This is a genomic window from Jidongwangia harbinensis, assembly GCF_020216025.1.
GTDB lineage: Bacteria > Actinomycetota > Actinomycetes > Mycobacteriales > Micromonosporaceae > Actinoplanes > Actinoplanes harbinensis.
In genome coordinates, this window is sequence record NZ_JAIWNC010000001.1 from 248,166 (window position 1) to 261,196 (window position 13,031).

Below are 13,031 nucleotides of genomic sequence, written 5' to 3' on the forward strand. Positions count from 1 at the left end.
CCTCCCGGCCTCAGCAGGTCCCCGACATCGCGTCAGCGAGGCCGCGCAGGCTGGTCTGCAGACCCTGCAACGTCGTCCGGACGGCGCTGAGGTTGGCCACGTCGGGCGTCTCCCGGGCCATCGCGACGCTCGCCGAGACCTGGTCGGCGGCCGTGCGTACCGCCTCCACCTCCGGCGCGAACTGCGCCCCGGCGTCGGTCAGCAGCAGGTAGACATCGGTCTTCAGCTGCTGCAGGTGCGCCTTCAGCGGGGCCAGACCGTTCTCCGACACGTTCGTGGTGCGGATCTGGTTCATCGTCGTCTGCACGGCCGCCAGGCTCTCGCACACCGGCGGCTGGTCCGTGCTGCAACCGCCGATCGCGAGCGTCGCCGCGGCCGTCCCGGCGGCGATCAACATGGGCATCCGTCTCATGGGCCGAGCCTCATTTCTGTGTGCGGCCGGTGCGTCATCTGGCGGGGATGAAACACCGGGAAAGGGGGATGCCGGCCCGCCCACACGGGCCGGCATCCCATGGGTGCCGGCCCGTCACCACTCGGGCCGGCATCCCCTAGGAATCCGGCTGCCCGTCCCCAGGTCCTCGCCGGAGACCGGGCGGGCGCCGGATCGGTCTCACGGGGCGGTCGAGGCCGACGAGGTCGCCACCGGGTCCGCCTGGGCACCGTCGGCGTCGCCGTGCAGCGCCTCCTGCAGTTCCGCCTCGGTCTCCTTGGGGAGCGAGGACTTGAGCACCGTGCCGCCGAACTGCGCAAGTCCCTCGACCGCCTTGTCCGGGGTGACGTGCTCGACCACGAGGAACAGCGCGGACGTGCCCGGCTCGAGCATGTCGCGGACCTGGGCCTGGAACTCCTTGTTGATCGCACCCTTGGTCATCTTGCCCATCAGGGCTCCGAGCCCCGCACCGACCGCCATGCCGAGGAACGGGATGAAGAAGAGCACGCCGAACAGCAGGCCCCAGAACATGCCCCAGGTCGCGCCGCCGCCCACCTCGTGATGGTTGGTGGTGACGTGGAACTTGCCCTCCCGGTCGCGGATGATGGCCGCGATGGCGTCGGGCTGGATGATCAGATCCTTGGCGAGACGTTGTGCCTCCAGCGACGCAGCCGTCGCGGTGGTCTCGTCGGGGTAACCGATGGCGACGAGTGTTGCCATGATTCGTACACATCCCTTCGCTGATCTGCCCCGCCGGTTTCGCGTCTCCGGCGTCCGACCCAGTCAGCCACGGCGGCCGGACCCCAGCCTCATTCCCGGCGAATGAAGCTGGGTCCGGCGCCGGACCGGCGCCGGACCGGTGTCACCCCCACCGGATGAGGTGCACCGCCGGGGCCCGGCCCAGGATCGGAACCGGGCTACAGGAAGGAGTGGCAGATGGCCATCGGTCCGGTCCAACTCATCGTGCTGGGCTTCGATCGTCCGGACTTCCACGGCGAGGTCATCGCGGAGCTGGAAAGGCTCCGCAGCACCGACACCGTTCGGGTGATCGACGCGCTCGCCGTCTACAAGACCGCTCGCGGTGACGTCGAGGTCGAGCACCTGAGCAATCTCTCCGTGCCGGAGGCGGTGGAGCTGGGCACCAAGATCGGCGCGCTGATCGGGCTCGGCATCGACGGCGAGCCCGGCATGGAGGCCGGCGCCGTCGCCGGTGCGCAGGCCGCCACCGCGGGGACGAGAGCGTTCACCGACGAGGACGCCTGGGACATTCTCGCCGACATCCCCGACGACTCCGCCGCGGCGCTCCTGCTCATCGAACACCACTGGGCCGTGCCGCTGCGCGACGCCATCGCCCGCGCGGGCGGCTACCGGATCAGCGACGGTTTCATCAGTCCGTTCGATCTGGTCGCCATCGGCATGGCCACGGCGGCGGAGGCCAAGGAACTGCACGACCTGGAGACGGCGGCGGCCCGCTAGCGGACCGCCGCGGGCACGCAGGGAGGTGAGGACATGTTCGGATCCCGCCGGGTGGCACGGCGCACGGCACGGCGCACGGCACGGCGCGTGTCACGGCGCCGCCGGCGCTGAGCCGGTGTCACAGGGATGCAGCCGGGGCGAGTTCGCCCCGGCTGCGTCCGCGTGTCCGGCGCGGGGCGCCTTTCACCCGCAGCGGGTGGCGCGCCGGCCGGCCCGGCGGGGCACGGTGACGACATGACTGCCACCGACCCACAAGCCGCATCCCTGTCCACCCCGGCCGGTCCGGCGCGCCCCGCGGTCGTGCGGTGGGCGGACACCGTGCTGGGCGCCGCGTTCGCGGCCGAGGACACCACGTCGGATCTGGTCACCGGGCTGCGCCGGGCCGCGGCACGGCACCGGCGGCGCGTCGCCGGGCTGGCCGACCGGGGCGCCGCGGAACGCGCGCGCTGGCGGCAACGGGCCGAGCGGACCGCCGACGACGCGGTGGTCACGGTCGCCACCTCGCCGGTCCTCGACCGCGTGGTGGACCACCAGCTGGAACGGATCCTCCGGCCGGTGGTGCGGGCCGTCCTCGACGACGTCCTGCTGTTGCTGGAGAAGGAACCCGAGCGGATCCAGGCGCTCATCCGCGGGCAGCGCGAGAGCATGGTCGACGAACTGGTCGGACGGCTGCGGGCCGGCGCGGACGCCGGCGACACCGCGGTCGAAGGGCTGGCCGTCCGGGTGTTCCGGCGGGGTCCCCGCCGGACCCCGGCACCGCCTCCCGAGCTGTGAGCGCCCCGGCGCAGCGGACGTACGCCGGGCCGGTCACCCGGACGGTCGCGTACCTGATCGACGCGTTCCTGGTCACCGCCCTGTTCACCGCCGGCACCGCGATCGCCAGCCTGATCACCCTGGTTGTCGGAGCGCGGGTGCACGACCTGGCGCTCGCCGCCGCGTCGGCCGGGCTGGTGGTGCTGCCCGCCCTGTTCGCGACGTACTGCGCGCTGTTCTGGACGCTCGCCGGCCGGACCCCGGGCATGGCGGTACTGGGCCTGCGGGTGGTCGCCGCGCGCCCGCGCCGGCTGACCTGGCCGGCGGCACTGCTGCGCGGCCTGGTGCTGGCCTACTTCCCGGTGGGAGCGGTCTGGGCCCTGGTGGACCGGCGGCACCAGGCGGTACACGACAAGGTGGCCCGGACCGTGCTGATCCGGGTCCGGGCCCACCGCGACGGCGACCGCCGGTTCTGAGCGCCCACCTCACCTTGGCGGGGTGAGGCGACACCCGGCGCGGTGGCGCACGCTCGGCGGCAGCACGGCATTCCGGCCGTGCGCCCCCGCGGCAGGAACGAACGAGGAGGATCGCTGTGTCGAAGTCCACGCGGCACCCCGCCACCCCCGCCGGCCGGCTACGGCACCCCGCCGAGCTGCCGTTCTTCATCTTCATGGTGGTACTCAACGTGCTCATCATCGTCGCGATCGTGCAGGCCGCCGTGATGCTTCCGGGCCTGCCCGAGCGGTTCCACGACACCGGCTGGGCCACCGCGGTACGCAGTGCCCTGATCGGCCTGCTGCTCCTGGTCCCGACGCTGATCGTGGTACGCGAGACGCAGCGGGCGTCGATCCGCGGCACCGCGGTCGAGCTGTCCCCGCGCCAGTACCCGGAGCTGTACCGCACGGCGGACGAGTTCGCCCAGCGTCTCGGGCTCCGCCGGCGGCCGCAGATCTATCTGGGCAACGGCAACGGGGCGCTGAACGCGTTCGCGGCACAGGCCACCGGCCACGACTACGTCGTGCTGTCCAACGAGCTCTTCGTGAACCTGTACCACGGCAACCGGGACGGCCTGCGGTTCATCCTGGGACACGAACTGGGCCACATCCGGCTGCACCACGTGTCGCTGTGGTACCAGCTGGCGGTGGCCTACTCGGAACGGATCCCGCTGCTCGGCCCGGCCCTGTCACGGCTGCGGGAGTACTCCTGCGACCGGCACGGCGCCCATCTGGCGCCGCTGGGCATGACCGGCCTCGTGCTGCTGGCGTCGGGCCGCCACACCGAGCACGTCGTCGACGTGGACGAGCTGGTCCGGCAGGGCCGGTCGCTGCACGGCTTCTGGGTGGGGCTGGCCCAGCTGCCGCGCTCGCACCCGTTCACCGTCCGCCGGCTGGAACGCCTGTACCGCCTCGGGCTGTTCCACGCGCGGCTGCGCGAGGCCGAGACGGAGACGCCGGTCTGAGCCGGAACCCGCCCTCACACGCCGTCCCGGAACGGGATCCGGCCGGAACGCGCCGCGGCCGCCAGCAGGCCGTGGTCGCGCTCGTTGCGGTCCGCGTAACGCTCGGCGAACTCGACCATCACCCGGTCGAACTTGTCGCTGCCGCCGAGGTATCCGGCGATCGCCATCCGGTCACCGGTGCGGGCGTGCGCCCGGGCGAGCGTCCAGCCGCAGAGGGCGGCGTACACCCGCATCGCCTCCGGGTCCATCGTCTCGACGACCGCCGAGCCCTTCCAGTCGCGCAACTGCCGCACGTAGAAGTCGCGCCGCCGGCCGTCGAAGCCGGCGGCCCGGTGCCAGCCCAGGAAGATGTCGCCGGTGGCCTGCATCAGCCGTTGCCCGGACACCACCCGTTCGCCCTCGCTGTGCCACTCGGCCTCCGGCCGGTCCGGAACGTGCCCGGCCAGGACGGACGGCGGCGCCTCCTTCACCTGCAGCAGCAACGGATCGTTCTCGTCCCGGCCGCTGAGCAGGACCACCCAGCACCGGGTACCGACGCTGCCCACGCCGACGACCTTGCGGGCCAGGTCCACGAACCGGTACGCCTCGAACAGCCGCCGCCGGTCCGGGGCCAGGGTGCCGGCGTAACCGGCGAGCAGCCCGCAGACCCGGTTCTCCAGATCCGTGCGGCCGCTGTCGGGCAGCAGATCCTGCACCGGGACCAGCAGCGGTGGGTCCGCGGCGAGCCGTCGCCGGCCGTCCACCAGCGCCGTCAGCTTGCGGAACGCGTGCACGCTGTCGTGGGTGCGCGCCTTGGCCTGGGCCGCGGCGAAGCGCTTCCGCCGGGCCCCGCTGAGCTGGTCCTTGAGCAGCGCGTTGACCTCTTCCATGTCGGCGCGGGCGTACCAGACGTCGACGTGCCCCAGGTCGGCGAAGCGGCGCATCGCCTGCCGGTAGCGGCCGGCCGCGGCGAGCACCACCCCGGCCCGTTCGCGGCGCCGGAAGCCGTTGCCGCGACCGGCCACGGCGAGGCTCGCCACCAGGCGCTTCAGGTCCCACTCCCACGGGCCCGGATGGGTCTCGTCGAAGTCGTTGACGTCGAAGACGAGCCGCCGCTCCGGCGAGCCGAACACGCCGAAGTTGCTCAGGTGCGCGTCCCCGCAGAGTTGACAGGTCAACCCGGAGGTGGGGGTACGCCCGAGGTCCGCGGCCATCACCGCGGCGGCGCCCCGGAAGAACGCGAACTCCGACACCAGCATCCGGCCGTAGCGGATCGGCACCAGCTCGGGCAGCCGGGTCGCGGACTGCGCGACGAGCACCTCGACCGGATTCGGCCGATCACCGTCCGCCGGCACGCTCACGTGGGATTCGAACGGTACCCGGGCGCGGGCGGCCCGCCCGGCGGCCCGCCGGGCAGCCGGGGCCGCGGACGGCGAGGCCGTCGTGCCGGTGCTCTCGTTCGCGGTCCGAACTGCCATGGCACACCTCCTGCGGAGGCCGGCCAACTCCGGCCCTCGGGTGCCACCAGACACCGGCACCGGGCCACGGCGCACCATCCGTCGGGGACGAACCCGCCGGCGCCGGATCGGGGAACGTCACTCACCGGGGATGAGTCCCCGCGACCCGATCGGGACAAGGCTCATGGGAGGCGGTACGAAGGAGGACCAGGATGGCGGCGTCACCACCCCCGGTGGACATTGCGGTGGCGTACCAGGAGGCGATGCGGGAGCTCGCCGCCCTACGGCGCGAGCGGGCGGTCCTCAACCGCAAGCTGCGATCGGATCGGCATCTGCGCCCGTGGCAGGTGGAGTTGCTCAAGCTCCAGCGCCATCTCGAGGATCAGGATCTGCGGATGATCGTGCTCTTCGAGGGACGCGACGCGGCCGGCAAGGGCGGTGCGATCCGCCGGGTCACCCGGTACATGAACGAGAAGCACTACCGGGTGGTCGCGCTCGGCCGGCCCACCGAGGAACAACGGTCCCAGTGGTACTTCCAGCGGTACGTGGCGCAGTTCCCGACCGGCGGTGAGATCGTGCTGTTCGACCGCAGCTGGTACAACCGCGCGATGGTGGAACGGGTCTTCGGCTTCTGCAGCCGCAAGGAGTACCAGGACTTCCTGCGCGGCGTGACCGGGTTCGAGAAGGACCTGGTACGGCAGGGCACGGTGCTGGTGAAGCTGTACTTCAGCGTCACCAAGGAGACCCAGGCCGACCGCTTCGACCGCCGGATGACCGACCCGCTACGCCGGTGGAAGCTCAGCGAGATCGACCTACAGGCGCAGAGCCGCTGGGACGACTTCACCGAATGCAAGTACGAGATGCTGTCGCGCACCGGCACGAAGGCGGCGCCCTGGCTCATCATCCGGGCGAACGACAAGCAGCAGGCCCGTCTGAACGCCATCAAGGTCATCCTCAACGCGGTCGACTACAAGGAGCCGAACCCGGACCTGGACTTCGCTCCGGATCCGCGGATCGTCGTCCCGGGCCGGGACGAGATCGCCTTGATGCAAGCCGATTTACGGCGCAACGGCAGGTTCACCGGATGACGGTTCGGCCAGCGGCCGCGAGGGAGGAAGCGACATGCTTGAGGCGTCGTACCAGGTCAGAGTCGCCGGGGTGATCCCGGCGGAGTTGTTGTCGGAGCTGCACGACCTGACGGTCAGCGTGGAGCCGCCGGAGACGGTGCTGCACGGGTCGCTGCCGGACCAGTCCGCGGTGGTGGGCCTGATCTCCCGCATTCACGGGCTGGGGCTCCGCCTGATCGAGGTGCGGCGGCTGCCCAACGACGAGGGTCCCGAGACCCTGCTGGATCCGACCCGCTGACCGGCCGAGCGGCATGCGCGAACGGCCGGCCCGGCACGGCTACGGCCCCGTCCTGACGCTGATCGTCTCGACGTACGTGCTGTCCCTGGTGCCCGGCGGCCGTTGGCTGCCGACGGTGCTGCTGGTCGTGCAGGCCGGCACGGTGTGGCTGGCGCTGCGGGTGTCCCGGGCCCGCCGGTCGGTCCGGCTCGCCTCCGTCGCCGTGTTCGCACTGGCGCTGGTGGCGGCCGCGTTCGCCTGGTTCGCTCCCGGCCGCCCGCTCACCGGCCTGACCTTCCTGGCCGCCGGCGCGCTCTATCTGGTGGCGCCGATCTCGATCGTCCGCGACATCGGCGTCCACCGCCGGGTGGACCGGGAGACGATGCTCGGCGCCCTGGCCGCCTATCTGCTCATCGGCATGGCGTTCGGCTTCGCGTACGCCTGCGTCGCGGCCCTGCAACCGGGCCCGCTGTTCGGCGACGCGGGCGACCCCGCCCTCCCCCAGGCGCTGTTCTTCAGCTTCGTCACGCTCACCACGACCGGCTACGGCGATCTGGTGCCGGCGACCAACCCGGCGCAGAGCATCGCCGTGCTGGAGGCGTTGCTCGGCACGCTGTTCCTGGTCACCGCGGTGTCCAAGGTGGTGGAGAACTGGCGGCCCCGGGGCTGGCGCGACACCGGCGCGGAGCCCGGCGACACCGGCCGGTGATCCCGGCTCACCGGCCGGCCCGGCCGCCGAACCGTTCCAGCCACCGCACCAGCTGGCGGTGCACGGCGTCCGCACCGGCCAGCTCCGCGTCCACCGGCCACGCCGACGGATGGACCAGCAGCGGGCGGTCCTGCCAGCCGCCGAGGCCACCGTGGCAGCCGATCAGTTCCTCGAACGCCGCGACCTCCTGGGTCACCGGGTCGTAGACGCTGTTGACCACGATGTCGCCGGTGTGCCGGAGTTCGTCGTGACGGCGCAGGTCGGCGGCGGCCGCCGGGCCGTACCCGGCCAGCGGGTCCTGTCCCTCGATCCGGTCGTCGCGCAGGTGGCGGCAGCCCGCCCGGCCCAGCACCACCGGCCCGAGCCGGCGCGACCGGACCATCACCCAGCCGATGCCGGGGTGTTCGACCAGGCCGGGCAGCAGGAGGGGGTGCCGCTGCTCGATCTCCTCCATGCTCGCCCGCCCCGGGACCCGGGTCAGGTAGACCAGCGCGAGGTTTCCCGACGCGGCCACCACGATCTCCGCTCCCGGCGCGGCCGGCGCCTCGGACCCGGAACCGCGCCGCAGCTCGTTGGTCAGGACCCGGACCCGTCCGGCGTGCTCGTCCTGCCCGCCGGCCGCGGCCGAGGTGCCGGCCGCCGGGGCGAGCCGCTGCACCACGTCGTCCAGCGTGACACCGTAGCGCTGGGCGAACGTCGCGCCCTGGCTCTGCCCGTGGTCGGAAACCACGACGAACCGGTACGGGCGGGGCGCCGCCGCCACCACCGCCTCGAGCGTGGCGAGCACGTCGTCGATGCCTTCGAGGGCGGCCAGTGCCTCCGGACGGGTCGGGCCGGCGTGGTGCGCGATCTCGTCGTAGTCGACGAAGTCGCAGTAGATCACCGGGGCGCCGCGCATCACGTGCTCGGCGACGATCGAGAGGTTCAGGTGGCGCAGCAGCACGTTGGTCAGCCCGCGCAGCAGCACGTACGAGGCGGTCCGGGCGGTGCGCGGCCGCACCCGCCGGAGCCGTTGCCGCCGGGCCTGGTGCAGCTCCTTGACGATCTCCGCGGCGGTGAGGAACAACGACCGGGTGAGGCCGAACGGGTCGAGCAGGTAGGTGGCGACGTACCGGGCCGGTCCCCGTCCCCCGACCGTGCTCATGGTCAGCACGCTGGTGGGTGCGTCGCCGGAGAAGACGTTGCTGACGCTGACGCCGCCGTCGGCCAGCAGCCCGCGCCCGTCGGAGAGCCGGGACTCGACCAGCGCGCTGTCGCGGGGCCGGTTGGTCACCACGAGCCGGCCGGATTCCTTTTCGTACCAACGGAAGGCGGGCACCCCGGCGCTCGCGCCGTGCAGCAGGCCGGCCTGGCTGGCCGGGGTGGTGGCGGGCAGCTGCGCGTGCCACTCCACCAGGGTGTGGCTGCCCGAGCCCAGCCACCGCGCCAGCGTCGGCATCGTGCCGGCGGCCAGCGCCCACCTCGCCAGCGGCGCCGACAACCCGTCGATCTGGACGACCACCACACCCGGGACGTCGCTGGTCGCCGCGGTACGGCGGACCCGGCGGTTGACCCGCAGCAGATGCCGGACGACCATACCGCCCTGGCCCGCGGTGACCACCCAGAGTCCGGCGCTGACCAGGCCGGCGTACATCCACGAGGCCCAGAAGGCGGTCCAGAAGCCGGCCACCTGCAGGCCCGGGGTGATCGACAGGGCGAGGTAGAAGAGCACCGCCTGGCCCAGCAGCCAGCCGCCGAACACCCCGGCCCAGCCGGCATGGGTGAGCAGCACCGCGGCGGCGGGGCGCAGGACCGCGCCGAGCAGGCCCAGGACCGCCGCGGCGAGCAGGACCGCCCCGCCGGTGACCGCCGCGATCCCGGGCACCACCGCGACCGTGACGGCCAGCGCCACCCAGCACAGCAGGACCACGCTCAGCACCGCGGAGACCGGTGCCCTGCGCGGCGGCACCGCCCGGTCCGTGGTCACGGCGCTTCGCCGCCCGTCGCGGCGGGTGCGGTCGCGCCGGGCCGCCGCAGTCGTGCGGCGGCGGCCGGTCCGGGGACGGCCGGGGCGCCGGACGGGTGGCTGCGCGCACCGTACCGGGCGGCCCAGGGACCCGCACTCACGCCGTGCGCCACCACGCTGAGCAGCACGGTCAACACGATGGCGGCGACCGCCGGGCCGGCCCGCTCGCCCAGGTGCTCCACCGCCAGCAGCGCGAACACCACGGAGGCGAGCCCGCGCGGGCCGAACCAGCCGACGAACAGCACGGTGCGGCCGCCGAGGCGGGCACCGATCAGGCTCAGGGCGACCGGGATCATCCGTACGGCGGTCAGGCTCAGCACGGCGTACAGCAGCAGCGCGACGTCGAGCTGTCCGTACAGCAGCGGCACCGCGAACGCGCCGAACAGCAGCCAGACCAGCAGGGACGCGAGGCCCGCCGTCTCCTCGACGTAGAACACCTCCCGCGGCCCGCCCCGCCCGGCCACGTGCCCGAAGGCGATGCCGCCGGCGAAGGCGGCGACGAACCCGTTGCCGTGCCCGGCCACGGCCACCAGGTACGCGCTGAGCGCCAGCGCCAGCACCGCGGGACCGGCGAAGCTGTCGTCGGTCCAGCCGCGCCGGCCGGCCGCCCGCAACAGCCATCCGCCCGTGCCGCCGACGGCCGCACCGATCAGTGCGCCGCCGAGAAGTTGCAGGGCGGCGGCGACGGCGTTCGGGCCACCGTGCCCGGTCGTCGTCGCGGCGCCGGCCAGGGCGAGCAGCACGACCGGGGTGACGATGCCGTCGTTCAGCCCGCTCTCCACGTTGAGGATGCGCCGGATCCGGGCCGGCACCGCCGGATGGGTGATCACGACGGCGCCCAGCGCGGCGTCGGTGGGCGCGAGCGCGGCCCCGATGAGCAGCGCGTACCAGGGCGCCGGGGCGTCCAGGACCGCCCAGGCCGCGGTCGCCCCGAACAGCACGGTCATCGGCAGGGCCAGGCCGAGGAGCCGGCCGAACAGCCCGGCGTCGCCGCGCAGCTCGCGCAGTCCCACGCGGGAGGCGTCGGAGAACAGCACCCAGGCCAGCGTCACCTCGGTGAGCACGGCGATCCCGGCGGTCCCGGCGTCGGTGTCAGAGGCGCCCGCGAGCAGCACGCCGATGCCGACGAAGACCATCGGTGCGGTCAGGTCGGCGCGTTCCAGCTTCGCCGAGAACGCCCCCCAGGCGAACACGACGGCCGCGATCACTGCCAGGGCGCCCGAGGTCACGCCTCATCCAAACGCGCGGTGCGGTCCCCCGGGATCGTCCGCGGCGAGTGACGGCAGGGAGCGGCCGGAACCGCGTCGGACCGCCGCCGCGCCGCCCGCCCGCGTCGTTCACTCCCACCGGATGAGGCGTCCCGGTCACCGCCCGAGGACGCTCGTCTCGGAGCGGCCGCCGTGCCGCAGGGACGAGGAGGGACGCCATGACGGCGATGTACCAGTCCGCCACTCCCCCGCCGCGGGCCGTTGTCAACGCGGGCCGGCTGTGGGCCGGTGGCATGGCGACCGGAGCGGTGGCGGCGCTGATCGCGATCGTCGGGATCCTGGTGGGCCGCGGCCTGTTCGGCGTCGCCGTGCTGGCACCGAAGGGCGCCGGGGTGTGGGGCGACGCCCGCACCGGGTGGTACGCCCTCGGCGCCGCGATGCTCAGCCTGGTGGCCACCGGACTGATCCACCTGCTCCTGCTGTTCACGCCCCGGCCGATGCTCTTCTTCGGCTGGGTGATGACGCTGGCGACGGTGACGGCCATGCTGGCGCCGTTCGTCACGGAGGAGAACCTGGGCTCCCGGTTCTTCACCGCCGGCCTCAACTTCCTGCTCGGCGTGGCCATCGGGTCCCTGGTCGCCGGCTCCGCGCATGCGGCCATGCGGCCCGCACCGGTCGGCCCGACGCCACGGCCCTACCGCTGACACCGCTGCCCCGGTCGGCCGGGCGAACACGGAACGGATGACGCCATGACGGCCAGTGAACGGGTTCCCACGGACACCGCGCAGCCGACCGGCGAGGACCCGCCGCGCACCCGGCCCGACGAAGACACCGGGGTCGGCGCCGACGAACTGGCGCGGCTGCGCGCCGAGGTGTCGGACCTGCACGCCCGCCTCGACACCCGCGCGCGTCGCGCCTCCGCCCTCGCCGCCGGACGCCGGGCCACCGCCGCCGTGCTCGTGGTCCTCACCGCGTTCGCGCTGGTGACCAGCGTGGTCGGCGTGTGGGCGGCCACCACCGTGCTCAACACCGACCGGTGGGTCAGCACCGTGGCGCCGTTGCCGCGGAACCCGCAGATCGCCGCGGCGGTCGCCGAGTACACCACGACCCAGGTGTTCCAGGCCGTCGACGTCGAACAACGGCTGCGGTCGGTGCTGCCCGCCCAGGCGGGCTTCATCGCCGGGCCGGTGTCCGGCCAGCTGCGCGGCGTGGTCCGCTCGACGGTCACCGACGTCCTGCAGAGCGACCGCTTCGCGCGCATCTGGGCGGAGCTGAACCGCCGCGCCCATCAGCGCGCGCTGGCCATCCTCAACGGCGAGAGCACCGTCGTGATCGGACGGGAGAACCGCGTCGAGATCGACCTGCTGCCGCTGATCAACCAGGTGCTGCGGGAACTCAGCACGCAGCTGCCGACCCTGTTCGGCCGGCAGATCGCCCTGCCCGACCTCAGCTCCGGCGCCATCCCCGACAACCTGCGGCTCCGGGTGCAGGACGCGCTCGGGGTGACGCTGCCGGAGAACTTCGCCCGCTTCACCGTCTACGACTCCGGGCAACTGTGGACCGCTCAGCAGGCGGTGGCCGCCGCCAAGCGGAACCTCGTGCTGGCCGTGATCGGTGCCGTCGTCCTGCTGGTGCTCGCGCTCGTCGTCTCCCCGCGGCGCCGGCGCTCGTTGCTGCAGCTCGGCCTGTGGCTGGTGGTCGCGGCCGTGGCGGTCACCGTGGTGCTGCGCGCCGTCCGCAACCAGCTGCTGCTCCAGGTGCCGGACGGTGTGTACCGCGAGGGGGTGGCCGAGACGCTGACCATCGTCTTCGCGCTGCTGCGTACCCGTGGGGTGCAGATCATCGTCATCGGCGTCGTGCTGGCGTCCGTGATGTACCTGATCGGACCCGGCCGGGGACCGACCCGGCTGCGCCGCGGGCTGGCCGCCGGGCTGCGCGCGATGGCGCGCGGGGTACGCACCGGCGCCCGGGTGGCCGCGGCGCAGGGGCCCGGCTGGGCCGCCCGCCACCTGGACGCGCTGCGGGTGGGCGGTGTGGTCGTCGCCGCCGTGCTGGCGTTGCTGCTCTCCTCCTGGGCGTCGCTGCTGCTGATCGTGCTGACGCTCGCCGCCTTCGAGGTCACCGTCACGGTGGCGGCGCGGTCGGACCGGGCCCGCTCCCGGACGCCGGCACCGGTCCCCGGCATCGGCCCGGCCGGCGCCCACTGACGGG

General features: G+C 73.5%; 14 protein-coding genes. 9 read left to right on the forward strand and 5 right to left on the reverse strand.

Going from position 1 to position 13,031, the window contains the following annotated elements; genetic code table 11:
* Positions 1-10: 10 nt before the first annotated feature.
* Together LDL48_RS01080 and LDL48_RS01085 are read right to left on the reverse strand one after the other, a co-directional pair.
* Positions 11-412: a hypothetical protein gene (locus LDL48_RS01080; protein ID WP_225253031.1), complete on the reverse strand. Its 402-nt coding sequence runs from the start codon at positions 410-412 to the stop codon at positions 11-13.
* Positions 413-610: 198 nt separating this feature from the next.
* Positions 611-1,150, reverse strand: a complete 540-nt coding sequence (locus LDL48_RS01085; protein WP_225253032.1) for a DUF1269 domain-containing protein — start codon at positions 1,148-1,150, stop codon at positions 611-613.
* 216 nt (positions 1,151-1,366) lie between these two features.
* On the opposite strand from LDL48_RS01085, the gene LDL48_RS01090 reads away from it, so the two are divergent.
* The 4 genes from LDL48_RS01090 (at position 1,367) to LDL48_RS01105 (ending at position 4,118) form a co-directional block, all read left to right on the forward strand.
* Positions 1,367-1,906, forward strand: coding sequence for a hypothetical protein (locus LDL48_RS01090; protein WP_225253033.1), 540 nt, complete (start codon positions 1,367-1,369; stop codon positions 1,904-1,906).
* A gap of 234 nt (positions 1,907-2,140) precedes the next feature.
* Positions 2,141-2,680 carry a hypothetical protein gene (locus tag LDL48_RS01095; RefSeq protein WP_225253034.1) on the forward strand — a complete coding sequence of 180 codons (540 nt, stop codon included), beginning with the start codon at positions 2,141-2,143 and terminating at the stop codon, positions 2,678-2,680.
* On the forward strand, positions 2,677-3,135 hold the full coding sequence (locus LDL48_RS01100) for an RDD family protein (RefSeq protein ID WP_225253035.1): 459 nt from the start codon (positions 2,677-2,679) through the stop codon (positions 3,133-3,135). Before LDL48_RS01095 ends, LDL48_RS01100 begins: the two co-directional genes overlap by 4 nt.
* Before the next feature lie 116 nt (positions 3,136-3,251).
* Positions 3,252-4,118 (forward strand): M48 family metallopeptidase, encoded by an 867-nt coding sequence (locus tag LDL48_RS01105; protein WP_225253036.1) that lies wholly within the window; start codon positions 3,252-3,254, stop codon positions 4,116-4,118.
* Between the two features lie 14 nt (positions 4,119-4,132).
* On the opposite strand, the gene LDL48_RS01110 is transcribed toward LDL48_RS01105, so the two are convergent.
* Entirely contained in the window at positions 4,133-5,575 is a 1,443-nt protein-coding gene (locus LDL48_RS01110) for a DUF2252 domain-containing protein (protein ID WP_225253037.1), read from the reverse strand.
* A gap of 191 nt (positions 5,576-5,766) precedes the next feature.
* Here LDL48_RS01110 and ppk2 point away from each other — a divergent pair, with 191 nt between their 5' ends.
* Genes ppk2 through LDL48_RS01125 form a run of 3 tightly spaced genes read left to right on the forward strand, consistent with a single transcriptional unit; the run spans position 5,767 to position 7,607 of the window.
* Positions 5,767-6,642, forward strand: coding sequence for a polyphosphate kinase 2 (gene ppk2 / locus LDL48_RS01115; protein ID WP_225253038.1), 876 nt, complete (start codon positions 5,767-5,769; stop codon positions 6,640-6,642).
* A 34-nt stretch (positions 6,643-6,676) separates the two neighbouring features.
* Positions 6,677-6,919, forward strand: a complete 243-nt coding sequence (locus tag LDL48_RS01120; RefSeq protein ID WP_225253039.1) for a DUF8691 family protein — start codon at positions 6,677-6,679, stop codon at positions 6,917-6,919.
* A 13-nt stretch (positions 6,920-6,932) separates the two neighbouring features.
* Positions 6,933-7,607: a potassium channel family protein gene (locus LDL48_RS01125; protein ID WP_225253040.1), complete on the forward strand. Its 675-nt coding sequence runs from the start codon at positions 6,933-6,935 to the stop codon at positions 7,605-7,607.
* A 7-nt stretch (positions 7,608-7,614) separates the two neighbouring features.
* Here the strand turns inward: LDL48_RS01125 and LDL48_RS01130 are convergent, their stop codons facing one another.
* Together LDL48_RS01130 and LDL48_RS01135 are read right to left on the reverse strand one after the other, a co-directional pair.
* The gene (locus tag LDL48_RS01130; protein ID WP_225253041.1) at positions 7,615-9,573 is read right to left on the reverse strand and encodes an alkaline phosphatase family protein; all 1,959 of its coding nucleotides are present in this window, start codon (positions 9,571-9,573) and stop codon (positions 7,615-7,617) included.
* Positions 9,570-10,841 carry a cation:proton antiporter gene (locus LDL48_RS01135; protein ID WP_225253042.1) on the reverse strand — a complete coding sequence of 424 codons (1,272 nt, stop codon included), beginning with the start codon at positions 10,839-10,841 and terminating at the stop codon, positions 9,570-9,572. Before LDL48_RS01135 ends, LDL48_RS01130 begins: the two co-directional genes overlap by 4 nt.
* Before the next feature lie 197 nt (positions 10,842-11,038).
* Here LDL48_RS01135 and LDL48_RS01140 point away from each other — a divergent pair, with 197 nt between their 5' ends.
* Together LDL48_RS01140 and LDL48_RS01145 are read left to right on the forward strand one after the other, a co-directional pair.
* Positions 11,039-11,524, forward strand: a complete 486-nt coding sequence (locus LDL48_RS01140; RefSeq protein WP_225253043.1) for a DUF6069 family protein — start codon at positions 11,039-11,041, stop codon at positions 11,522-11,524.
* 45 nt (positions 11,525-11,569) lie between these two features.
* Positions 11,570-13,027 (forward strand): hypothetical protein, encoded by a 1,458-nt coding sequence (locus tag LDL48_RS01145; RefSeq protein ID WP_225253044.1) that lies wholly within the window; start codon positions 11,570-11,572, stop codon positions 13,025-13,027.
* Positions 13,028-13,031: the final 4 nt, after the last annotated feature.

Bases quoted from the DNA above. Each gene is read 5' to 3' on its own strand.
- LDL48_RS01140 (WP_225253043.1), top strand. From the start codon at position 11,039: ATGACGGCGATGTACCAGTCCGCCACTCCCCCGCCGCGGGCCGTTGTC.
- LDL48_RS01085 (WP_225253032.1), bottom strand. From the start codon at position 1,150: ATGGCAACACTCGTCGCCATCGGTTACCCCGACGAGACCACCGCGACG.
- LDL48_RS01145 (WP_225253044.1), top strand. From the start codon at position 11,570: ATGACGGCCAGTGAACGGGTTCCCACGGACACCGCGCAGCCGACCGGC.
- LDL48_RS01090 (WP_225253033.1), top strand. From the start codon at position 1,367: ATGGCCATCGGTCCGGTCCAACTCATCGTGCTGGGCTTCGATCGTCCG.
- LDL48_RS01095 (WP_225253034.1), top strand. From the start codon at position 2,141: ATGACTGCCACCGACCCACAAGCCGCATCCCTGTCCACCCCGGCCGGT.
- LDL48_RS01110 (WP_225253037.1), bottom strand. From the start codon at position 5,575: ATGGCAGTTCGGACCGCGAACGAGAGCACCGGCACGACGGCCTCGCCG.
- ppk2 (WP_225253038.1), top strand. From the start codon at position 5,767: ATGGCGGCGTCACCACCCCCGGTGGACATTGCGGTGGCGTACCAGGAG.
- LDL48_RS01125 (WP_225253040.1), top strand. From the start codon at position 6,933: ATGCGCGAACGGCCGGCCCGGCACGGCTACGGCCCCGTCCTGACGCTG.
- LDL48_RS01080 (WP_225253031.1), bottom strand. From the start codon at position 412: ATGAGACGGATGCCCATGTTGATCGCCGCCGGGACGGCCGCGGCGACG.
- LDL48_RS01120 (WP_225253039.1), top strand. From the start codon at position 6,677: ATGCTTGAGGCGTCGTACCAGGTCAGAGTCGCCGGGGTGATCCCGGCG.